Origin of the sequence: Isoptericola sp. F-RaC21 (assembly GCF_038593535.1) — a bacterium.
Lineage (GTDB): Bacteria > Actinomycetota > Actinomycetes > Actinomycetales > Cellulomonadaceae > Isoptericola.
The window spans coordinates 659,636-681,965 of record NZ_JBCFYX010000001.1; the positions used below are offsets into that span (position 1 = coordinate 659,636).

17 protein-coding genes and 1 riboswitch are annotated in these 22,330 nt (G+C 74.1%); of the genes, 10 read left to right on the forward strand and 7 right to left on the reverse strand.

Annotated features, from left to right (window positions below; genetic code table 11):
• Window positions 1-2: 2 nt before the first annotated feature.
• The gene (locus AAG589_RS03070) at window positions 3-797 is read left to right on the forward strand and encodes an alpha/beta hydrolase (RefSeq protein WP_430565764.1); all 795 of its coding nucleotides are present in this window, start codon (window positions 3-5) and stop codon (window positions 795-797) included.
• A 56-nt stretch (window positions 798-853) separates the two neighbouring features.
• Here AAG589_RS03070 and AAG589_RS03075 read toward each other — a convergent pair whose 3' ends face one another.
• From AAG589_RS03075 to zwf, 4 genes are read right to left on the reverse strand one after another with little or no spacing between them, the layout of a single operon-like run.
• The gene (locus AAG589_RS03075) at window positions 854-2,134 is read right to left on the reverse strand and encodes an NAD(P)/FAD-dependent oxidoreductase (RefSeq protein ID WP_430565765.1); all 1,281 of its coding nucleotides are present in this window, start codon (window positions 2,132-2,134) and stop codon (window positions 854-856) included.
• A gap of 13 nt (window positions 2,135-2,147) precedes the next feature.
• On the reverse strand, window positions 2,148-3,707 hold the full coding sequence (locus AAG589_RS03080; protein ID WP_430565766.1) for a GMC family oxidoreductase: 1,560 nt from the start codon (window positions 3,705-3,707) through the stop codon (window positions 2,148-2,150).
• A 30-nt stretch (window positions 3,708-3,737) separates the two neighbouring features.
• Complete coding sequence (locus AAG589_RS03085; RefSeq protein ID WP_430565767.1) at window positions 3,738-5,600, reverse strand: glycoside hydrolase family 15 protein; 1,863 nt, start codon at window positions 5,598-5,600, stop codon at window positions 3,738-3,740.
• The gene (zwf, locus tag AAG589_RS03090; RefSeq protein ID WP_430565768.1) at window positions 5,597-7,057 is read right to left on the reverse strand and encodes a glucose-6-phosphate dehydrogenase; all 1,461 of its coding nucleotides are present in this window, start codon (window positions 7,055-7,057) and stop codon (window positions 5,597-5,599) included. The genes AAG589_RS03085 and zwf overlap by 4 nt, the downstream gene beginning before the upstream one ends.
• Window positions 7,058-7,237: 180 nt before the next feature.
• Between zwf and AAG589_RS03095 the strand changes: the two genes are divergently transcribed.
• The 7 genes from AAG589_RS03095 to AAG589_RS03125 all read left to right on the forward strand — a co-directional run bounded on the left by AAG589_RS03095 (window position 7,238) and on the right by AAG589_RS03125 (window position 15,156).
• Window positions 7,238-8,629, forward strand: a complete 1,392-nt coding sequence (locus tag AAG589_RS03095) for a cytochrome ubiquinol oxidase subunit I (protein ID WP_430565769.1) — start codon at window positions 7,238-7,240, stop codon at window positions 8,627-8,629.
• A gap of 36 nt (window positions 8,630-8,665) precedes the next feature.
• Complete coding sequence (cydB, locus tag AAG589_RS03100) at window positions 8,666-9,679, forward strand: cytochrome d ubiquinol oxidase subunit II (RefSeq protein WP_430565770.1); 1,014 nt, start codon at window positions 8,666-8,668, stop codon at window positions 9,677-9,679.
• Between the two features lie 64 nt (window positions 9,680-9,743).
• A complete protein-coding gene (locus tag AAG589_RS03105) occupies window positions 9,744-11,621 on the forward strand; it encodes a glycoside hydrolase family 15 protein (RefSeq protein ID WP_430565771.1) in 1,878 nt (625 codons plus the stop codon).
• Window positions 11,622-11,638: 17 nt separating this feature from the next.
• Window positions 11,639-12,958, forward strand: coding sequence for a DUF2254 family protein (locus tag AAG589_RS03110; RefSeq protein ID WP_430565772.1), 1,320 nt, complete (start codon window positions 11,639-11,641; stop codon window positions 12,956-12,958).
• 103 nt (window positions 12,959-13,061) lie between these two features.
• Window positions 13,062-14,264: a cation:proton antiporter gene (locus AAG589_RS03115; protein WP_430565773.1), complete on the forward strand. Its 1,203-nt coding sequence runs from the start codon at window positions 13,062-13,064 to the stop codon at window positions 14,262-14,264.
• A gap of 125 nt (window positions 14,265-14,389) precedes the next feature.
• Window positions 14,390-14,851 carry a DUF7144 family membrane protein gene (locus tag AAG589_RS03120; protein WP_430565774.1) on the forward strand — a complete coding sequence of 154 codons (462 nt, stop codon included), beginning with the start codon at window positions 14,390-14,392 and terminating at the stop codon, window positions 14,849-14,851.
• Window positions 14,852-14,934: 83 nt separating this feature from the next.
• Window positions 14,935-15,156, forward strand: a complete 222-nt coding sequence (locus tag AAG589_RS03125) for a hypothetical protein (RefSeq protein WP_430565775.1) — start codon at window positions 14,935-14,937, stop codon at window positions 15,154-15,156.
• Here the strand turns inward: AAG589_RS03125 and AAG589_RS03130 are convergent.
• Window positions 15,144-17,837: a LuxR C-terminal-related transcriptional regulator gene (locus AAG589_RS03130; RefSeq protein ID WP_430565776.1), complete on the reverse strand. Its 2,694-nt coding sequence runs from the start codon at window positions 17,835-17,837 to the stop codon at window positions 15,144-15,146. The two genes, AAG589_RS03125 and AAG589_RS03130, sit on opposite strands and share 13 nt — an antisense overlap.
• Before the next feature lie 255 nt (window positions 17,838-18,092).
• On the opposite strand from AAG589_RS03130, the gene AAG589_RS03135 reads away from it, so the two are divergent.
• Window positions 18,093-19,124 (forward strand): LacI family DNA-binding transcriptional regulator, encoded by a 1,032-nt coding sequence (locus tag AAG589_RS03135; RefSeq protein WP_430565777.1) that lies wholly within the window; start codon window positions 18,093-18,095, stop codon window positions 19,122-19,124.
• Window positions 19,125-19,142: 18 nt separating this feature from the next.
• Here the strand turns inward: AAG589_RS03135 and AAG589_RS03140 are convergent, their stop codons facing one another.
• Together AAG589_RS03140 and AAG589_RS03145 are read right to left on the reverse strand one after the other, a co-directional pair.
• The gene (locus tag AAG589_RS03140; protein ID WP_430565778.1) at window positions 19,143-19,577 is read right to left on the reverse strand and encodes an MmcQ/YjbR family DNA-binding protein; all 435 of its coding nucleotides are present in this window, start codon (window positions 19,575-19,577) and stop codon (window positions 19,143-19,145) included.
• A gap of 6 nt (window positions 19,578-19,583) precedes the next feature.
• Entirely contained in the window at window positions 19,584-20,402 is an 819-nt protein-coding gene (locus tag AAG589_RS03145; RefSeq protein ID WP_446719667.1) for a GTP pyrophosphokinase, read from the reverse strand.
• A gap of 178 nt (window positions 20,403-20,580) precedes the next feature.
• Window positions 20,581-20,694: riboswitch (SAM riboswitch) on the forward strand.
• A gap of 362 nt (window positions 20,695-21,056) precedes the next feature.
• On the opposite strand from AAG589_RS03145, the gene AAG589_RS03150 reads away from it, so the two are divergent.
• Window positions 21,057-22,316 (forward strand): LLM class flavin-dependent oxidoreductase, encoded by a 1,260-nt coding sequence (locus AAG589_RS03150; RefSeq protein ID WP_430565779.1) that lies wholly within the window; start codon window positions 21,057-21,059, stop codon window positions 22,314-22,316.
• Window positions 22,317-22,330 lie beyond the last annotated feature (14 nt).

Below are 22,330 nucleotides of genomic sequence, written 5' to 3' on the forward strand. Positions count from 1 at the left end.
CGGTGGGCCCCCGCGTCCTCCGGGACATCGTCTACGCCACGCGGCCCGGCTTCCGCCCGCTGTCCCTCGACCTGCACCTGCCCGCCGACCCCCACCCGCCCGTCGTCGTCTTCGTGCACGGCGGCGGGTGGCGTCAGGGGAGCCGGCGGGTCTTCTGCCCGGGGCGCGGCGACGACGAGACGTTCGGGCGGATCACCGGCCGCGGGTGGGCCGTCGTCGCGGCCGACTACCGGCTGAGCGGTGAGGCCGTCTTCCCCGCCGCGCTCGACGACGTCCGTGCCGCCGTGCGCTGGGTCCGGGAGACGGGCGCGGCCGAGCACGGGCTCGACGCCGACCGGACGGTCCTGTGGGGAGAGTCCGCCGGTGGGCATCTCGCCGCGCTGGCCGCGCTCGTCCCGTCCGACGGCGGGCCGGCGGTGCGCGCCGTCGTCGACTGGTACGGGCCGAGCGACCTGACGACCCTCCCGCAGGGTCCCGAGCCGGACGGCGGGCCGACCCGCGAGGCGGCGCTCCTCGGCGGCCCGGTCGGGGCCGACCGCGAGCGCGCGCTGGCCGCCAGCCCCGCCCATCACGTCCACGCCGGTGCGCCACCGTTCCTGCTCGCGCACGGTGTCGCGGACTCGGCGGTCCCGTTCGCGCAGAGCGAGGCCTTCGCGGCGCGGCTGCGCGCGGCGGGCGTCGACGTCGAGCTGCACGCGGTGCCCGGGGCCGGGCACCTGTGGCGCGGGGTCGACGACCTGGGCACCGTCGTCGACCCCGCGCTGCGGTTCATCGAGGACCGCGTGGCCGGGCCCTGACGGGTCCACGGGCTGAGCCGGTGCGCTCCCTGCAGGGCGTGCCGCCCGGGCAGCGGTCAGCGGGGCCCGAGGTCGGGCCGGTCGGCGTCGTCGTCGGCCCAGGCGATCCGGCCGACGGAGTCCTCGAGCTCGAGGTCGGCGGCGCGCGCGTGGTGGAGGTAGTCGTCGGCCCAGTTCATGACCGCGTCCACGCGGTCGTGGAAGCCCGACATGAGGACGCCGTGCAGCCCGAGCCAGGCGGCGAAGGCGAACGGTCCCTCCAGCTGGTGGCGGTGGGGACCCACCTCGGCGACGGCCGTGTTGCGCCCGATCATCGCCATGATGCCCTTGTCGTGGTAGTGGAAGGGGGCGAGCGCGGCCCCGTCCCGCTGGGCCCGGACGTTCTTGCCCGCCCAGGCTCCGCTCTGCTGGGCGACGGAGCCGAGCTGGGGGAGCGTCCCGCCGGCGGCGTCGGGCACGTTCGCGACGTCGCCGACGGCGAACACGCCGGGGTGGCCGGGGACCGTCAGGTCCCGGGCGACGTCGATGCGCCCTCCACGCCCGGCCGGGATGCCCGTCAGGTCCACGAGCGACGCGCCCGAGATCCCGCCCGCCCAGATCACGGTGTCGGTCACGACCGACGACCCGTCCGACAGGGTCGCCGAGCCGGCGTCCACGGAGGTCACCGCGACGCCGAACGTCACCTCGACACCCATCGCGGTGAGCTTGTCGAGCGCATAGCGGTGCGAGCGATCGGTGAACGGCGCGAGCAGGGCGTGACCGAGGTCGACCAGCCGCACGGACGCAGGCGCCGCGAGCCGCCCCTCGTCCCGGAGCGCCTGCAGGAGCTCGGCGAGCGCCCCGGAGATCTCGACACCGGTGGCGCCGCCGCCGCACACGACGATCGTCAGGGCACCGCCCCCCTCCGGTGAGCCCAGCCCCCGCAGCCGGTCGCGGAGGTGGCGGCGAAGGCGCTCGGCGTCGCGCACGGAGTAGAGGGGGATGGCGTGCTCGGCCGCCCCGGGCACCCCGAAGAAGTTCGGCCGCGCCCCCGCCGCGATCACCAGCTGGTCGGCGGGGCCGACGGTGCCGGCGTCGGTCGTGACGGTCTTCGCCTCGACGTCGACCGCGACGACCTCCCCGGTGACGACGGTCACCTCGGACCGGTCGCGGAACATGGTCCGCAGCGGTCGGGCGATGTCCTCCGCCGGCAGCTGTGAGCTCGCGACCTGGTACAGCAGCGGCTGGAACTGGCTGTAGTCGTGCCGGTCGACGAGGGTCACCTCGATGCCGTGGCCCGCCAGCGCCGAGGCGCAGGCCGCCCCGGCCATCCCTCCGCCGACGACGACGACGCTCATGTCGTCCCCTCCCTCACCGGAGCCGGTCGAGCAGGTGGTCGCCCACGCGCAGGGCGTTGGCCATCGCGGTGAGCGCGGGGTTCACCGCCCCGATGCTCGGGAAGAAGCTCGTGTCGACCACGTACAGGTTGTCCACCTCGTGCGCTCGGCAGTACGGGTCCAGCACCGACGTCGCCGGATCGGTGCCGAACCGCACGGTGCCGGCCTGGTGGGCGCACCCCGCGACCGGGATGTCGTTCTTCATGTACGCGGCGCGCGGGATCAGGTGATGGGGGTGCATGCCCAGGTGGCTGAGGTGGCCCTTCACCCGGCGGTACAGCTGCTCGAGGGGCTCCCGGTTGTTCGGCGTGTAGCTCAGGACGACGTTCCCGTCCTTGCCCAGGGTCACCCGGTTGTCGGGGTCGGGGAGGTCCTCGGCCGAGAGCCAGAAGTCGACCGCGTGCTCGGCCAGCTCGTCGAGGGCGAACAGGGGCGCGAGCTTCGCGATGTGCTGCTCGCCCCGATACATCGGCGGCGACGACTTGCCGACCATCTGCACGTTGCCCATGGGGTAGTCGAAGTCGGCGTCCCCGAGGTACCAGTCGTTGAGGCCGAGGGTCTTCTGGAAGCGGGTCTCGTTCTTCTCCAGCGAGACCGCCAGGAAGGCCCGGCTGTTGTGGAAGACGTAGTTGCGCCCGACCTGGTCGGACCCGTTGGCGAGCCCGTTCGGATGGGCGTCGTTCGCGCTGGCGAGGAGGATCTTCGCGGAGTTCGCGGCCCCGGCCGAGAGCACGACGACCGCGCCGGTGAACCTCTGCTCGGCGCCCTCGACGTCCGCGACGACCGACGTGACCGTGCGCCCCGAGGAGTCGGTCTCGAGGCGTCTCACGTGCGCGTCGCGGATCAGGGTGACGTTGTCGTGCGTGATCGCCGGGCGGACGGCGACCACCTCGGCGTCCGCCTTCGCGTGCAGCAGGCAGGGGAACCCGTCGCACGTGGCGGAGCGGATGCAGGCGCTGAAGGCCGGGTTCGCCTCGTCGAGCATGATGCCGTTGGGCGAGTGGAAGGGGTGCAGGCCGACCCTGCCCAGGTCGTCGAACAGCTCCTGGATCCGCGGCTCGTGCGACACCGGCGGGAAGGGGTACGGCCCGCCGGGCGGGTCGGTCGGGTCCTCGCCGCGGACGCCGTGCACCTGGTAGAGCTCCTCGGCCTGCGCGTAGTAGGGCTCGAGGTCGCCGTAGTCGATCGGCCACGCGGGGGACGTCCCGCCGTGGTGCTTCAGCTCGCCGAAGTCCGCCTCCCGCAGCCGGTACAGCGCCGCGCCGTAGAACTTCGTCGCCCCGCCCACGAAGTAGTGGACCTGCGGCTGGAAGGGCTTCCCGGACCCGTCGTACCAGGTGTCCTCCGAGACGTACCGGTCGTCGACGAAGACGGCCGCGGCGTCCCAGTTCTCTGCCTCCCGCGGCAGCCAGTCGCCGCGCTCGAGGATCAGCACCCGGGTGCCCGACGGCGCCAGCCGGTGGGCGAGGGTGCCTCCGCCCGCCCCGGATCCGACGATGATGACGTCGTAGTCGTCGGCCGTCTCGTCAGGCATGGTGTCTCCTCAGGGCTCGATGCGTCGGCGTCACAGCGACATCTCCTCGATCCGGTCGGCGAGGATGATGCGGGCCGCGGCCTCGATGAGCGCCAGGTGGGAGAAGGCCTGCGGGAAGTTCCCCAGGTGCCGCGACCGGGCGACCTCGAACTCCTCCGCGTACAGACCGAGCGGCGACGCGATCCGCAGCAGCCGCTCCAGCAGGTCCCTGGCCGCGTCCCGTTCCCCGACGATGGAGAGCGCCGAGACGAGCCAGAACGAGCAGATCAGGAAGGTCCCCTCCTTCCCGGACAGGCCGTCGTCGGTCTCGCCGGTGACGTACCGCAGCACGAAGCCGTGCTCCGTGAGGTCCGTCGAGATCGCGTCGACCGTGTTCTTCATCCGGTCGTCGCTGCCGGGCAGGAAGCCGAAGATCGCCGCGAGCAGGGTCGAGGCGTCCAAGGCGTCCGTGTCGTAGTGCTGGCGCAGCACCCCGCGGTCGCTCACCCCCCGCTCGAGGATGTCGGCGCGGACCTCCTCGGCGGCCTCGCCCCAGGTCTTCTCGAGCGCCCCGTCGCCGCGGATCGCCGCGATCTTGGCGGCGCGGTCCAGCGCCACCCAGCCCATGAGCTTCGACGACACGTAGTGCTGCGGTGCGCCGCGGGCCTCCCAGATGCCCTGGTCGGGCTCGCGCCAGGTCGCCAGGGCGCGCTCGGCCTGCGACGTGACGAGGGGCCACAGCCGCCGGGGCAGGCGCTCGCTGCGCCGGGTGTGCAGCAGCAGGGAGTCGAGCACGGCGCCGTAGACGTCGTTCTGGCGCTGGTCGTAGGCCCCGTTGCCGATCCGGACCGGCCGGGCCCCCTCGTAGCCGGAGAGGTCCTCCCGGGTCGACTCGGCCAGGTCGCGTCGTCCGTCGATGCCGTACATGATCTGCAGGCCGCCGTCCGGGTTCGGTTCCAGGTCGGCGACGAACTGCATGAACTCGTCGGCCTCCCAGTCCAGGTTCAGGAAGTGCAGGGCCTGCAGGGTGAACGTGGTGTCGCGCATCCACGTGTACCGGTAGTCCCAGTTGCGCTCCCCGCCCGGCGTCTCGGGCAAGGACGTCGTCAGCGCCGCCACCGTCGCCCCGGTCGGCATGTACGTGAGCCCCTTGATCGTCAGGGCCGAGCGCTGCAGGTGGTAGCGCAGCGGGTGGTCGGGGATCCGCGCCCGCGCCAGCCACCGCCGCCAGTACGCCACGGTGCGCCCGACCCGCTCCGCGGCGTCGCCGGCGTCGGTCGGCGCCGGGAGCGCCTCGTCCCAGGACAGCGAGCAGTACGCCTTCTCTCCCGCCGACAGCGTGTGCCGCGCCCGTGCCGAGCTTCCCTCCACCCCGAGCGCCATGTCGGTGGTGAGGCGGAACGTCTGACCTGCGCCGGTGGCGACGGCCGCGTGCTCGTCGCCGTCCGCCAGCGTCCAGGCGGCCGGCTCCCGCCCGTAGTCGAACGCGGGCTCGCACACCAGCTCGACCTCGACCGTCCCCTCGAGGCACTCGACCAGCCGCACGAGGACGTGCTCGGCGTCGTCGTCGGCCGGCGGTCTCGTGTGCGGGGTGACGTGGTCGGGGCCCGTCCGAGGCCCCATCGTCAGGGCGTCCTGCACCAGCAGCCACCCGCCCGGCGTGTGCCAGGTCGTGGCCAGCACGTTGGTGCCCGGCACGTACGAGCGCTGGGTGGGCACGTTGATGCCGAACGGGCCGAGCCGGAACGAGCCCGCCCCCCGGTCGATGAGGTTGCCGAACGCGCTCGGGGAGTCGAAGGCGGGCAGGCACAGCCAGTCGACCGACCCGTCCGGGGCGATGAGAGCTCCGGTGTGGCAGTCGGAGAGGAACGCGTAGTCGGCGATGGGCGGGAACGGCGAGGTCGAGGCGCTCATCGTCCGGCTCCGTCCGGCTCCACGATCCAGGGGCCCTGCCACCCGCCGTGCTCCGCGACGAGGCTCGACGCGATCGCAGGCCCCCAGGTCCCGGGGACGTACGGATGCACGGGGGGCGGGTCGTCGATCAGCGGCTGCACGATGCGCCAGCTCTCCTCGACCACGTCCTGGCGCTTGAACCGGCCGGAGTCGCCGACGATCGCGGCGTGCAGCAGCACCTCGTACGGGGTGGCGCCCTCGCCGCCCTCCTCGGAGAGCTCGGCGTCGAGGGTGATCGCCTGCGGTCCCTGCCCGTCGGCCCGGCGGGCGTCGACGATCAGCCTGGCACCGGTGGACGGGTCGAGCTTCACGACGAACTCGTCGCGCACCGGGCGTCGGTCCCCGCCCGCGCCCAGCCCGAGGTCCACCGGCGGCGGCGCGCGGAAGACGACGCGCATCTCGGTCTGGGTGGCGGGGAGCCGCTTGCCCGTGCGGATGTAGAACGGCACCCCCGCCCACCGCCAGTTGTCGATCTCGAGCCGCAGCGCCGCGTAGGTCTCGGTCGTCGAGCCGTCGGCGACCCCGTCGATGTCCTGGTAGCCGTCGTACTGCCCCCGCACGTAGTGCGCGGGATCGGCGGTCTTCACGGCACGGAACAGGGTGACGACCGCGTCGCGGAGGGCGTCCGGCCCGCGGCCGGACGGGGGCTCCATCGCGGCCGCCGCCAGCACCTGCATGAGGTGGTTGACCACGACGTCCCGCAGCGCGCCGACGGGGTCGTAGAAGTGCCCCCGGTCGTCCACGCCGAAGTCCTCGGCCATCGTGATCTGGACGCATTCCACGTAGCTGCGGTTCCAGAGCGGTTCGAGCACCGTGTTGGCGAAGCGGAGGTAGAGGATCTCCTCGTATCCCATCTTCCCGAGATAGTGGTCGATCCGGTACAGCTGCGCCTCGTCCAGGTAGCGGTGCAGCTCGGCCGCCAGCGCCTTCGCGGACTCGAGATCGTGCCCGAACGGCTTCTCCACCACGACGCGGGCCTCGGTCGTGAGACCCGCCTCGGCCAACCCCCGCGCGACCCTGCCGAACAGGAACGGCGGGATCTCCAGGTAGAACACCGGGTGCTTCGTCCCGCTGATCGCCTCGCCCACCCGGGCGTAGGTGGCCGGCTCGTCGAAGTCGCCCTGGACGTAGGCCAGCCGCCCGGCCAGCCGCCCGAAGGCGTCCTCGTCCAGGGTCTCGCCCGTCGCGACGACGGAGTCGCGCGCGTGCTGCACCAGGCGTTCCAGGGTCCAGTCGTCGCCGGCGACGCCCACGACCGGGCAGTCGAGCAGCCCGCGCAGCTCCAGGCGGTACAGCGAGCGGAAGGTCATGACCCGGGCGAGGTCGCCCGTGATCCCGAAGACCACCAGGACGTCGGCGACCGACGACCACGGGTCGGGGACGGGCGGCGTCGCTGGCGTCGCGGGGTCGGTCGTCATCGCTGGCTCCCTGTCATCGCTGGCTCCCTGCTGGGGTGGCACTCGGCGATGCCCAGTCAATCCGGCGGCCTCCCGGCCCGCGTCACCCGCCACGGGTGAGACGGCGGCGGGAGCGGTCGTGGTCGAATCGCATCGGAGCGGATCCTGGACAGGGTCGACATCCGACGAAGGGCTGATCGCATGGACGCGACGGATCTCGCCCGACTGCAGTTCGCCTCGACGAGCATCTATCACTTCTTCTTCGTCCCGGTGACCATCGGCCTGGCGTTCCTCCTGGCCGTGCTCCACACCCGATGGCACCGGACCCAGGACGGCCGGGACGAACGACTGACGCGCTTCTTCGGCACGCTGCTGCTGATCAACGTCGCCGTCGGCGTCGTGACCGGCCTCGTCCAGGAGTTCCAGTTCGGCATGAACTGGTCCGCCTACTCGCTGTTCGTCGGTGACGTGTTCGGCGCGCCCCTGGCGATGGAGGGCCTGGCCGCGTTCTTCCTGGAGTCGACGTTCCTCGGCCTGTGGGTGTTCGGCTGGAAGGTGCTGCCGCGCCGCGTCCATCTGCTGTCCGCGTGGCTCGTGGCCGCGGGGGCGATGCTGTCGGCAGCGTTCATCATGGCCGCGAACTCGTGGATGCAGCACCCGGTCGGGTACACGACGGACCCCGGGACGGGTCGGCCCGAGCTCTCCTCGATGGGCGACCTGTTCACCAACCCGGTGTTCGTGTGGGGGTACGTCCACGTGATCCTCGCGTCGCTCGTCACGGGCGCGGCCGTGATGCTCGCGGTGTCGGCGTGGCAGCTGCGACGCGGGCGCCGGGCGTTCACGACCTCCGCGATCGTGTCGCTCGTCGTGCTGCTGCCCTCGTCGGCGCTGGCGCTCGGCGTCGGCAGCCACCTCGGGGTGATCGAGGCGACCTACCAGCCGATGAAGATCTCCGCGGCCGAGGGCCAGTGGGAGACCTGTCAGCCGTGCTCCTTCTCGCTGTTCCAGATCGGCGGGTTCGCGAGCTCCGAGGAGGAGCCCACCAAGATCCTGGAGGTGCCGCACCTGCTGTCGCTGCTCGCGACGGGCACGTGGGACGGCGAGGTCACCGGGCTGAACGAGCTGCAGGCGCAGGACGAGGCCCGGTACGGCCCGGGGGACTACGTGCCCGACGTCGGCGTGCAGTACTGGTCGATGCGGGTGATGGCCTATCTCGGCTCGGCGTTCTTCCTCCTCGCGCTGTGGGGCGTGTGGCTGGCGGCCCGCAGGAGGCTGCCGACGTCCCGGGTGTTCCTGCTCCTCGCGACGTGGGCCGTGCCCCTGGTCCTCGTCATGAACACCGCCGGTTGGCTGCTGACCGAGAGCGGCCGCCAGCCGTGGATCGTCCAGGGGCTCATGAAGACCGCGGACGGGGTCTCGGCGACCGTCTCGTCCACGGAGATCGTCGTCAGCCTCGCGGCGTTCTTCGCCGTCTACCTGTTCCTGATCGTGCTCGACGTCGTCCTCATGCTCCGGTTCGCCCGCCGCGATCCCGACGCGCCCGAGAGGTCCGGCGCCGACGACGAGCTGGACACCTCGGTCCTGAGCTACTGACGTGACGACGCCGAGACGACTCGCTGAGGAGGAACCGTGACCCTCGCCGACGTGTGGTTCGTCGTCATCGCCGTCTTCTGGACGGGCTTCTTCGTGCTCGAGGGCTTCGACTTCGGCGTCGGTGCGCTGCATGCGGCGATCGGACGGTCCGAGGCCGAGCGCCGGACCGCGGTCGAGACGATCGCCCCGTTCTGGGACGGGAACGAGGTGTGGCTCGTGGTGGGTGCGGCCGGGATCTTCGCCGCCTTCCCCGCCTGGTACGCCACGTGGCTGTCCGCGCTCTACCTCGGCGTCGTGCTCCTGCTCCTCGCGCTCATCGCGCGCGGTGTGGCGGTGGAGTGGCGCGGCAGGGCCCGTGGCAGGTCCTGGCGTCGTGGGTGGGGCGCCGGGCTCTGCGTCGGCAGCGTCGTCGCCCCGCTCGTGCTGGGGATCGCGCTCGGGGCGCTGCTGGCGGGCCTCCCCGTGGACGCCGACGGGGCGTTCACCGGCGGGGTCCGGGACATCGTCACGGGACTCGGCGTCTGGACCGGGCTGACCCTCGTCTCCCTGTGCCTGTTCCACGGGGCCACGTACCTCGCGATCCGCACGACCGGCGACCTCCGGGCGCGCGCCACCCGCTGGGCCGGGACGCTGGGCGTCGTGGCGCTGGTCATGGTCGCGGGGTTCGCGGTCTGGACCGTCCGGGTCGCCCGGCCGGGCTGGCCGTCGTACGTGCTCCTGGCGATCGCGCTGCTCGGCATCGTCGCGGCCCTCTGGGCGGCGCGTCGAGGCGGCGAGAAGCGCGCCTTCGTGGCGACGGCGACCGCGATCGCCGCCACCGTCGGGTCGCTCTTCGCGAGCCTCTTCCCCGACGTGCTCGTCTCGAGCACCGAGGCCGCGTACAGCCTGACCGTGTCGGGCAGCGCCTCGAGCGAGTACGCCCTGACGGTCATGACGATCGTGGCGGCGGTCTTCTTCCCCGTCGTGCTGCTCTACCAGGGCTACACCTACGTGGTGCTGCGTCGGCGGGTGGGGGGCGGGCCCGAGGCGCCGATCACCCGGACGGGGTGAGGACCGCGGCCCGCGCCGGATGGTTCGCTCGCACGAGACACGTCCGGCGAGGGGAGCGCGCCGCATGAACGCCGAGAACCAGAGCGCGGCGGCGCCGTCGCCGTTCCCGCCCATCGCGGACTACGCCTTCCTGTCCGACTGCCACACCGGGGCGCTGGTCGCGCCCGACGGCGCCGTCGACTGGCTCTGCGTCCCCCGGTTCGACGCGCCGAGCATCTTCGGCACGCTCCTCGACCGGGAGGCCGGGTACTTCAGGCTCGGACCCTTCGGGATCAACCACCCGACGGCGCGGGCGTACGAGCCCGGGTCGAACGTCCTGACGACGACGTGGAAGACGCCGTCCAGCTGGGTCGAGGTCCGCGACGGGCTGACGATGGGCCCGCGGGCGACCGAGGACACGGTCACGCCTCACACCAGGCCGCCCGCCGACGACGACGCCGACCACCTGCTCGTGCGCACCGTCCGCTGCCTCGAGGGCGCCGTCGAGCTCGAGCTCGTGTGCGAGCCGGGCTTCGACTACGGCCGGACGCCGGCCGAGTGGACGCTGGTCGGAGGCAGCCGGCACACCGCCGACGCGACCGGCGCGGGAGTGACCGTGCGGCTGCAGACCGACCTCGCGCTCGGCATCGAGGGCAACCGCGCCCGCGCCCGGCACGTCCTGTCCGCCGGCGAGGAGTGCTACTGCGTCCTGTCGTGGGGCGAAGGGCTGGCCGCCCCGTCCGACGTCGGGGAGGCGGGCCGCCTGCTCGACGCCACGACGGGGTTCTGGCGCCGGTGGCTCGGCCGGGCGCGGATCCCGGACCACCGCTGGCGCGACCCGCTCCAGCGTTCGGCGCTCGCCATCAAGGGGCTCACCTACATGCCGACCGGGGCGACGGTGGCGGCGCTGACGACGTCCTTGCCCGAGACGCCCGGCGGCGAGCGCAACTGGGACTACCGGTACACGTGGATGCGGGACACCACGTTCACCCTGCAGGCCCTGCACTTCCTGAACCTGGACTGGGAGGCCGACGAGTTCATGCAGTTCGTCGCCGACCTCGAGCCGACCGAGTCCGGCGCGCTGCAGATCATGTACGGCATCGACGGTCGCCGCGAGCTCACGGAGTCGACGCGCGACGACCTGACCGGCTACGCGGGCGCCCGGCCGGTGCGGATCGGCAACGGGGCCTACGACCAGCGCCAGAACGACGTGTTCGGCTCCGTCCTGGACTCCGTCCTGCTGCACACCCGGCGCAGCGAGCGCCTGCCGCGGCGGCTGTGGCCGATCGTCCAGTCGCAGGCGGAGTGCGCCGCCCGCCGGTGGCGCGACCCCGACCAGGGCATCTGGGAGGCGCGCGGCGAGCCGCAGCACTACGTGTCGTCGAAGCTCATGGGGTGGGTCGCCCTGGACCGCGCGTCGCGGCTGGCCGAGCTGCGCGCCGACCGCGAGCTGGCGGCCGGCTGGCGGGCGATCGCGGACGAGATCAAGGACGACATCCTGGCCCACGGGCTGGACGCGCGGGGGGTGCTCCGGCAGCACTACGACACGGACGCCCTGGACGCCTCGACGCTGCTGGCGGCGATCTTCGGGTTCCTGCCGCACGACGACGAGCGCCTTCGCGCGAGCGTGCTCGCCGTCGCCGACGAGCTGACCGAGCACGGCTTCGTCCTGCGCTACCGGACCGAGGAGACCGACGACGGCCTGTCCGGCGCGGAGGGGACGTTCCTCATCTGCTCGTTCTGGCTGGTGTCCGCGCTGTCGATCATCGGCGAGGAGCAGCGCGCGCGGGACCTCATGGAGCGGCTCCTGCGGGTGGCCTCCCCGCTCGGGCTGTTCGCCGAGGAGTTCGACGTCGACACCGGCCGCCACCTCGGGAACTTCCCGCAGGCGTTCTCCCACCTGGCCCTCATCGAGGCCGCGGGCCGGATCATCGCCGCCGAGCAGGCCCAGGAGTTCTCCTGACGAACCGAGGAGGGCGGATGCTGTCCTGGGCGGCGGCCTTCCGGCTGCGGCAGCACTTCCGGCAGAGCCTGTGGGCGGTGCCGCTGCTCGGGGCCGTCGTCGGCGGCGCGCTGGCCGTCGCCGACCTGCGCGTCGAGGACCACCTCGCGCTCCCGCGCGAGTGGTCGTACTCGGCGTCCACCGCGAGCAGCGTGCTCACGACCGTCTCCGGCGCGATGATCGGGCTGCTCGGCCTGGTGGTGACCGTCGGCGTCCTCGTCGTGCAGATGGCCACCGGCACGCTGTCGCCGCGGTTCATGCGGCTCTGGTACCGGGACCGGCTGCAGAAGCTGGTCCTCGCGGCGTTCGCCGCGACCTTCGCCTTCTCCTTCGCGCTGCTCCGCGAGGTCGGCCCCGGGTCGGTGCCGCATCTCGGCGTCACCGTGGCCGGCGTCGCCGTCTCCGTCGACCTGGTCCTGCTCCTGCTGTACCTGGACCGCTTCGTGCACGCGCTGCGTCCGGTCGCCGTGGCGGCCGCAGTGGCGCGGTCGGGCCTCGCGGTCCTGGCCGACGGGGCCGACGAGGTCGTGCCGCCGGCCCGCCGTCGGGGCGCCGTCGTCGGTCGGGCCCGCGGGCGCGCGACCCCCCTGCTCTCGACGCGGGCCGGCGCGATCCAGGCCTTCGACGCGCAGGGGATCGTCGCCCTCGCGACCCGGCGGGACCTGACGTGCGTCCTGCGGTGCACCGTCGGCGACTTCGTCACCGCCGGCGGCGTGATGATGGACGTGCACGGCGGGCCCAGCCCCCGCGACCTGCGCCGCCTGCGCGGCATGGTCGCCCTCGGGCACGAGAGGACGATCGACCAGGACCCGGCCTTCGCGGTGCGCATCATCGTCGACATCGCGATCCGGGCGCTCTCGCCCGCGGTCAACGACCCGACGACCGCCACCCAGATGATCAACCACCTGGGCGCCCTGCTCGAGGGCGTGGGGTCGCGGGCGCAGAGCGAGCGCGGAACCGTGGTCGACGCCGACGGCTACCTCAGGCTCGCCGCCCCGACGCGCAGCTGGGACGACTACCTGGACCTCGGCGTCTCCGAGATCCGCCAGTACGGGCGCGGGTCCCCGCAGACGTGCCGTCGCCTGCGCGCCATGCTGACCGACCTCGACGGCGTCGTGCTCCCGGCGCGGCGGCCCGCCGTGCGACGGCACCTCGCGGCCCTGGACGAGGTGGTCCGGCTCAGCTTCGGCGACGGGGACGAGCGGCGGTTCGCGCTGATGGCCGACCGGCAGGGAGTCGGCGGGCCGTCGAGGCCGTCCAGGCCCCCGGCGGCCGAGCGCGCCCCCGGCCGGGAGTAGGGCACCTCGCGGCCTCTCATCCCCGGGGGGTGACGCGCGGCGGCGGCCCGACCCGCGACGATCCGGCGAGGACGACCCGACGGCGACCGACGGAGGACCTGGGGTGGACGTGCAGACGGCACTGGTGACGCTGCTCGTGGTGGCGGTCGTCTCCGCGCTGGCGCCGTTCGTCGTGGCGATGTCCGGCCGCCTCCGGGTGCCGCAGGTCGTCGTGCTGATCGTGGGCGGCGTCCTCATCGGGCCCGAGGTGCTGGGCTGGGCCGACCCGGGCAGCGTCACGCTGCTCGCCGACGTGGGCCTGGGCTTCCTCTTCCTCATGGCGGGCTACGAGCTGGAGCTGGGCCTGTTCGCGCGGCACGTCGGACGGCGCGCGATCCTCGCGTGGGTCGTGACGGCCTGCATCGCGGTCGCGGTGACCGGGGCGCTCGCGGCCCTGGGCTTCGTGCACGCCTTCGTGCCGGTGGCCCTGGGCCTCACGACGACCGCCTTCGGCGCCCTGCTGCCGATCCTGCGCGACAACGACATGCTCGGCGGGCGGTTCGCGTCGTTCGTCCTGCCCGCCGGGGCGGTGGGCGAGTTCCTGCCGATCGTGGGGATCGCCATCTTCCTGAGCGCGAACGGCAAGTTCCTGGGCCTCGCCTCGCTGCTCGCCATGTTCCTGGTCGCGGTGCTGTTCACCGTGCTGCCCCGGCTCACGTTCCTGGCCCGGTTCTCGTCGACGTTCCGGCAGGGGGAGCACGCGACGTCCCAGACGACGCTCCGCCTGACGGTGGCACTGCTGTTCGTGCTCCTGGTCGTGGCGTCCGAGTTCGGCCTCGACGTCGTGCTCGGGGCGTTCCTCGCGGGGGTGGTGCTCAAGCGGTGGGCCCCGGGGGACGTCCACTCCCTGGAGACCAAGCTCGACGCGGTCGGGTACGGGTTCTTCATCCCAGTCTTCTTCGTGGCGTCGGGGATGAACCTCGACCTCGCGTCGATCGCCGAGGCGCCGCTCCGGCTCGTCGTCTTCTTCGTGCTGCTCCTGGTGGTACGCGGGCTGCCCGCGATGTTCCTGTACCGCAGGGACCTGGACCGCAGCCAGCGATGGCAGATGACGTTCCTGACGGCGACCGCGCTCCCGCTGCTCGTGGCCCTGGCGGAGGTCGGCCTGCGGACCGGTCACATGCTGCCGGAGAACGCCGCGGCCCTGGTGGGGGCCGGCGTGCTCTCGATGATGATCTTCCCCGGCCTGGCGGTCGCGCTCCACAGGCGCGCGACACCCGGCCGGGACGCTCTGCGCGAGGGCGAGGACCTGCGGGGGCAGGCCTAGCCGCGCCACGCTCACCCGTGCAGGGGGAGGCGCGCGTCGGTCGGCGACCCGATCCTGGGAACGGACGTCTCCCCGGACGCGGACATCCGCGGCGGACGTGGGCAGACGTGGACCAAGGAGCCGACATGACCGATCCTCGCTCGACAGCCGCCTACGGCTCGCCCGGCCAGTACGCCCCCGGCCAGTTCACGCAGACCCCCGAGACCTCGGGGTGGGCGGGCTGGGTGGTCTTCGCCGGGACCCTGATGATCATGCTCGGGGTGTTCCACGCGATCCAGGGCGTGGTCGCGCTGTTCAACGACCAGTACTACCTCGTCGGGGCCAGCGGCCTCACCCTGCAGCTGGATTACAGCGCGTGGGGGTGGGTGCACCTGATCGGCGGGGTCGTCGTCCTCCTCGCCGGGTTCGGGCTGCTGGCCGGCCAGACCTGGGCCCGGGTCGTCGGCGTCCTGCTGGCGATCCTCAGCGCCGTCGCCAACTTCGCGTTCGTCGCGGCCTATCCCGTGTGGAGCATCGTGATGATCGCGCTGGACGTCCTCATCATCTTCGCCCTGACGGCGCACGGCCAGGAGCTCCGCAAGCGCTGACCCGCACGTGCGGGCTCGTGCCCGGAGCCCGGGCGATCCGCGACGACGAAGGAGCCGGCCGCACGGCCGGCCGAGGTGACGTCATGATCTACGAGATCCGCGTCGACGGCCCGGTCGACCCGGCACGCCTGGCGGACTATGCCACCGTCACCGCGCGGCACCAGGACGCCGGCACGGTGCTGACCTGCGCGATCGCCGACGCGTCCGCGCTGACCGGCATGATCGCGCTGATCGCCGACCTGGGCCTGACCGTGCGCGACGTCCATCAGGTGGCCGCCGGCCACGACGGTCCTCAGAGGGCGTGACGTTCGGTGGCGATGCGGACGGCGTCCCGCCGGCCGGCGGCGCCGAGCTTGCGGTAGATGGCGCGCAGGTGCGTCTTGACGGTGTTGGACGAGACGAACAGCGCCTGCGCGATCTCGGTCGTCGTCATCGGGGACCGGAGGTAGGTCAGGACGGTGTGCTCCCGGTCCGTGAGCTCCCAGTAGGACCGCCTGCGGTGGGCGTCCTCGCGCGGCTGCATCCGGGCGACGAGGTCGGCCACCAGCCCGACGTGCTCGGTGCCCCAGGCGTGATGGGCGTCGAGCAGGCCGCGAAGGTCCCGCCCGCGCTCGACGAAGGGACGACGGATCCTGGAGGGGCCCGCCGCCGCCAGCGCGAGCTCGAGGCGGCGGTGGGCCTCCCCGGCCCTCCCGCGGTCGAGCTCCAGCAGGGCCTCGGTCAACGTGACGGCCACGTCGACGGGCGGCACGCGCCGGTCCGCGGGCACCCGGGCGAGCGCCGCCGCCGCGCCGGCGACGTCGCCGGCCCGCCGGGAGAGCTCGGCCTCCCAGAGCCGGACGACGGGGTGCTGCTCGCTCTCGGCCAGGCCGTTCAGCTCCGCGAGGGCGTGGTCGTCGCTGCCGCCCGCCTCGGCCGCGACGGCGTCGACCAGCCGGGCGAGGCCGTCGAGGTACGGCGACGAGGCCCCGGCCGCGCCGGCCGCGAGCGCACGAGCGCGCTCCAGGGCGGGGGCGTCGTCGCTCGCGACCGCGATCAGCGCGAGGACCACCGCCGCGTGCAGCCGGTAGCCCGCCTGCCGCGGCGTGGCCAGCCGGACCACCTGGTCGAGGCTGCGCCGGGCCGACGCGAGCTCGTCCCGCCAGAAGTCCGCGAGACCGCAGGTCAGGTACGCGGGGACGACGATGCCGGCCCAGTGCCGCCCCGACCTGCGGGCCCGGCCGATCGAGTCGCGGGCGAGCGAGTCGCCCTCGTCGAACCGCCCGCTCAGGAAGAGGGGGACGGACGTCGCGGCCCGGCACGCGAAGCCGATCGCCGGCAGCTGGTGCCGGGCGGCGAGGTCCGCGCCCCGGGTCAGGTCCTCGAGCGCGGCCGCGGGGTCGTGCCCGAGCTGCGCCGCCGCCTCGCCGACGAGGAGGTGGCCGAGCGCGCAGGCGACCGGCGCGTAGGTCGGGTCCCGGAGCGCCGCCCGCCCCCGGAGGACGGCCTCCTGGGTGCCGGGCCGCCCCGGGGCGAGGAAGTCCGACACGAGCTGGTCGATGAGCTCGAACCGGTGCCGACGCCGGGGCGGCAGCCGGCCGGCGGCGGCGCGGGCCTGTCGCGTCGTGCCGTCGGCGGGCCGGTCGTCGAGGAGGTGCCCCACGGCGCGCAGCTGGAGGACCTCGGCGTCCTGCGACCGGGGCACGGGGACCCGGTCGCACAGGTGGGCGAGGCTGCCGGGGTCGTCGCGGACGAGGAGCTCGGGCCAGCGCTCCGTGAGCACGTCGGCGGCGAGGTCCGGGTCGCCGGCCGCGAGGGCGGCGGTCACGGCCTCGACGGCGTCGCGGGTGCGCCAGTGGTTCGCGACGACGCGCTGCAGCTCACGCACGGTGGCGGGCGACGTCCGGCGCAGGATGGCGCGGCACTGGGACGCGAACACCGGGTGCCAGCGGTACGACACGTCGCCGTCCGCCTCCGACTGCGGCGCCAGGAAGACGCCCCTGCGCGCCGCCTCCGCGAGCAGCTGTGCACCCCCGGCGCCGTCGTGCAGCGCCTCCGCGAGGGCGGCGTCGATGCGGTCGCCGACGGTGGCGCGCAGGATGAACCGTGCCAGCTCGGGCGGCAGCGCCCCGAGCACCTCCTCCGTCAGGTACTCGGTGAGCGAGAGGTCGACCTCCTGCAGGCCGGCCAGCCGGTAGGCGGGCGCGGCCTCGTCCTCGACCGCCAGCAGCGCCATGCGCACGGCGGCCGGCCAGCCCCGGGTGAGCTCGCTGAGCGAGCCGATGACCTCGGGCGCGAGCGAGGGCCCGGAGAGGGACGCGAGCTCGCCGATCTCCTCGGCGGAGAAGGCGAGCTCGCGCTCGCGCACCTCGCCGAGGTCGTCGGCCAGCCGCAGGCGGTGCAACGGCAGCCCCGGGTCGGACCGGCTGGACAGCACCAGGTGGAACCCGCCGGGGGCGAGCCGGATCAGCCGCGAGAGGACTTCCCGCGCCCGGGCGCCCGCGATCAGGTGGAGGTCGTCGACGACCAGGACCATCGGCTCGACGAGCGCCTCGATCGCGCGCACCAGCTCGTCGTGAAGATCGGGCCAGCCGGCGCCCTGCGGCCGCCGCCCCATCGGGTCGCGGCCGGCGATCTCCAGCAGCGGTCCCGCGTCGGACCGGTCCCGCCCGTGCGCCGCGACCTGCAGCGCGGCGACCACGTGCCGGAAGAGGCGCCGCGGGTCGCCGTCGAACTCGTCGACCGTGAGCCAGCCGACGGTGGCCCCGGTGTGGCGGCACCACTGGGACAGGACCGAGGTCTTGCCGAAGCCGGCGGGTGCGGCGACGAGCGTCACCGGGCGGTGGACGACGAGCTCGTCGAGGAGCGACATCAGCCGGGCGCGCGGGATGATCTGGGCGCCGAGCGCAGGCACCGTCACCGGGGTGGCCGGCGTCGCCGGCCCGGGACGGCCGGGCTCCGCGGCGGGCGACGACGCCACGCGCGAGCGTTCGTCGGTGCTGCTCATCTGGGACCCGTGGCTCTCTGCCGCCACCGTGCACGGCCGGCACGTTGTCAGCGTCCGGTTCGGCGAGACGTTCGGACGGACGCGTCCCGTCGAGTCTAGGAACATCCCGGGCGGCCACGCCCGGCCCGGGGGCGCCGACGCGACGAGTTCACCCGGCCGCGGCGCGCGCGTGACGTAGCCTTCCCTCGACGCGCGGCGCTCGCTCGCCGCGTGCCCCCCCGTCCCCGATCCCCAGCCCGAGGAGCGACGACCCCGGTGAGACGTTCGTCCCCCAGCATCTCGGACGTCGCGCGCGCGGCCGGCGTGTCCATGGGCACGGTGTCGAACGTCCTCAACGGCACGGTGCGCGTCACGCCGGCCACCCGGTCCCGGGTGGAGGCGGCGATCCGGGAGCTGGGGTTCGTCCGCAACGGTGTCGCGCGTTCCCTGGCCGCCGGCCGGAGCTCGACGCTGGGCTTCGTGATCATCGACCTCGCGAACTCGTACTTCCTCGACATCGCGCGGGGCGCCGAGGCGGAGGCGGGCCGAGCGGGCCTGAACCTGCTGCTGGCGAACTCCGACATGTCGGAGGAGAAGCAGCGCACGTACGTCGACCTGTTCGTGGAGGACCGGGTGGCGGGCATCCTCGTGGCGGCGAACCACGGGTCGACGCAGGACCTGCGCCGGTCGGCCCCGGGCGTGCCGCTCGTCGTCGTCGACGCCCCCGGCGACCACGCGGACGTCTGCTCCGTCGTGCCGGACAACGAGCTCGGCGGCTACCTCGCCGCGTCGCACCTCATCGAGCACGGCCGGCGCCGGCTCCTGTTCGCCGGCACGACCGAGCTCGTGCCGGTCCGCGACCGCCTGCTGGGCGTCGAGCGCGCCGTCGCCGAGCACCCGGGCGTGCTCCTCGAGGTCGAGCAGACGGGCAACGTCCAGGTGGAGGACGGCCGGCGCGTGGGGGACGACCTCGTGCTGCGCGACCCGCGCGAGCGGCCCGACGCCGTCGTCGCCGCGGCCGACCTCCTGGCCCTGGGCGTGCTCCAGTCGCTGCTGCTGTCGTCGTCGCTGCGCGTGCCCGACGACGTGGCGATCATCGGCTACGACGACAACCGTGCCGCGTGGGACTCCGCCGTCCCGCTGTCCACGGTGCGCCAGCCGGGGGAGGCCGTCGGCCGGGAGGCGGTGCGGCTCCTGCTGGAGGAGCTGGCGACCGGCCCGGAGCGGCACCCGCACCGGCTCGTCACGTGCGAGCCGCGGCTCGTGGTGCGCGCGAGCACGGTGGGCGGCGCCTCGGCGGGCGCCTGACCGCAGCGGCGTCTCCGCTCAGGTGCCCGGTCGAGCCGTGGGGCCGCCGTCCAGCACGTCGCGGACGCCCGTGCGCAGGCGCTCGGTGTCGTCGAGGTCCACCGGGCGCAGCCGCCGGGGGAGGGACGCGACGACCAGCGCGTAAGCGTCCAGGACCAGCTCCTCGACGAGCTCCGGCGTGATGCCGGGGCCGGCGGCCACCGAGATCCAGTGCCGCTTGTTCATGTGGTAGCCGGCGGTGACGTGCGCGTGCTCCTGGCGCAGTGCCTCGGCGTCGTCGGGCGCGCACTTCAGCGTGACCAGGGGCGTCCCGGTGGCGTCGGTGGTCATGCAGAACACCTTGCCCTGCACCTTGAAGACGTCGTGCTCGGGCCCGAACGGCCACGTGCGGGTGGTGCCGGGCAGCGCGAGCGCCACCTCGGCGGCGAGGTCCTGGTGCTGCGTGGGGCCCACGGCGGGTCAGTCCTGCCGCGACGCGCGCAGGGCGTCGCCCTCGACCTCCGCGGCGCTCCAGAAGTTGCGCAGCATCTCCTCGGGGGTGAGCAGCGCGTCGCGGTGCTCCGCCGGCTCCTCGGCGCCGGCGATGGCCTTCACCTCGTCGTGGATCCGCTCCATGGAGCTGTCGAGGGAGGAGGCGACGTCGGCGGCGAGCTTCAGCGAGTCCGTGAGATGGCGCGGCACGTCGCGCGCGTACTTGTAGTAGATCTTGTGCTCCAGGCTGGCCCAGAAGTCCATGGCGATGGTGCGCAGCTGGATCTCCACGACGACGTCCTCGACCCGGTCGGACAGGTACACGGGGACCTGCACGATGAGGTGCAGCGACTTGTACCCGTTCGGCTTCGGGTGGGCGATGTAGTCGCGCTCCTCCAGGACCGTGAGGTCGGCCTGGTTCATGAGCATGTCCCGCACCTTGTAGATGTCGGAGACGAAGCTGCAGGTGACGCGGACGCCGGCGACGTCGAACATGTGCTCGCGGACGCCCTCGGGCGTCAGCGGGATGCCCTTGCGGCGGCACTTGGCGACGATCGACTCGAGCGACTTCAGGCGCGAGCTGACGTGCTCCACCGGGTTGTAGTTCTGCATGTGCCGGAACTCGTCGCGCAGGATCGAGATCTTGGTCATGACCTCGTCGATCCCGAACTTGTACGTCAGCACGAGGCGACGCAGCCGGTCGACGAGCGCCCGGATCTCGGCCGCGTCGGGGGAGTGGTGCTGCGCGTCCGGTGCGGGATCCTGCCGGGGGTCCTGAGGTGCGTCCTGCCCTGCGTCCTGGCTCACGGCACCACGGTAGACGGGATCGGGCGGGGCCGAGTATCCGATAAAGCCGGTCGGAACTGTTCGGTATGCGAGACGGTCCGGGGAATTCGTTGACACCCCCCTTCCGGGCACCTACGTTCCTGCGCACCGGGTCGGACGACCGCGGCGCCGCGAGGCGGCGCGGCCGCACGCCCCGGGTGGTCATGAGCTCCGACGCGAAGCCCCGGCTCGTCGGACGGCAACCCCCAGCGCGGGTGGGTGCCCCGGGTGAGGACCAGGCCCGCCGTCGCCGACGGCACGGCAACACGCGACCCCCGCCCCGGCGGGAGCAGGAGAGGACGAGCATGCACCGCGACGCCACCACCGTGCGCCCCCTGTCGTCCCGGCCCCGGCAGATGCCGAGCACGTCCGGCGCGCCCACCTCGGCGACGCCCGCCCCGGTGGCGCCGGCGCCGGCGTGGTGTCGACGCCGCTGATCGCGGCCTGAGCGTCCGCCGCCCCCGCGGCCGGACCTCGTCACGGCCCGGCGCTCGCCGGGCCGGGCCCGCAGACGCCCCGCCCGCCATTCCCCGGCGGGCCATCCCCTCCTGCCCCCTTTCCGGCGGCGGTACGCACCCGTGGGTCCACGACCCGCGCCCGAGTGCGCCCGCCCGCCGCGCCTCGATCGGAGCCGACGTGCCGTACTCCCCGTCCACGACCTCGTCCACCAGCTCGTCCGCCGCCTCGTCCGCCGCCTCGTCCCCCCTCGTCCTCGGTGTCGACCTCACGGCCGCCGGCGCCCGCCCGGGAGTCCACCGGGCGCGCGGCATCGTGCAGCCGCGGTCGTTCGACGGCGAGCGGTTCGTGCAGCTCGTGCGCACCGCCGACGCCGGCGGCCTCGACCTCGTCACCCTCGACGAGGGCTTCCTGCTGCACCCCGGCCGGCGGCAGGTGACCGGCCGCCTCGACGCCGCCGTCGCCGCCGCCCGGGTGGCGCCGCACACGAGGCGGGCGGGGCTCGTCGCCGCCGTCGACACCGCGCACGTGGACCCGGCGCACGTCGCCCAGGCGATCGCGCGGGTGGACCAGGCCAGCGCCGGCCGGGCCGGGTGGCAGGTCGGCCTCCCGGCCGGCGCCGTCGTGCAGGACGACGCCTGGGCCGCGCAGGCCCTGGGCGCCGCGGCGCAGGTGGTGCGGCACTGGGACGGGCAGGCGGCCGGGGCCACGGGCGACACCGCCGGCGGCGTCGCCGTCGACGACGACGGACGCTTCCGGGTGGACCACGACGGCATCCGGTTCGCGGTGCGCCGCCACCGCCCGGCCGAGGGCGAGGGGCCCGCCGGCCACCGGGACGCCGCCCCGCGGCAGGGCCGCCCGCCCGTCGTCGTCTCCGTCCGCAGCGAGGCGGCGCTCCACCTCGCCGCCCGGACGGCGGACGTCGTGCGCGTCGCGGCCACCGCGCCCGCGCGCGCGGTCCGGCTGCGCTCCCAGGTGCGCGACGCGGCCGAGGCGGCCGGCCGCGACCCCGACACGCTGCGCGTGCTCACCGAGGCGTACGTGGTCCTGGCCGAGGACCGCGCCAGCGCGCAGGCGCGGCTGGAGCTCGTGGAGGCCCTCGAGGGCCCCGAGATCTCCGGCGGGCTGCTGGTGGTGGCGGGGACCCCCGACGACCTCGCCGAGACGATCGTCGACTGGCGGGACGCCGGGGCCTCCGACGGGTTCCTGCTGCGGCCGTCGTCGCTCGGCCCCGACCTGGACGCCCTCGTCGACGGCGTCCTGCCGCGGCTCGTGCGCGACGGCGTGCGGGCGGTGGCGTCCCCGGCGCCGCGCACCCTCCGCGCGACCCTCGGGCTCCCCGACGACGGCGCGGCAGGTCCTCGGCCCGCCGGCGCCCCGGCCGCCGCGCGCACCCGGCCTCGCGGTCGCACCGCCGACTCCCGGCTGGTGCGCGCGTGACCGCCCGACCCGGC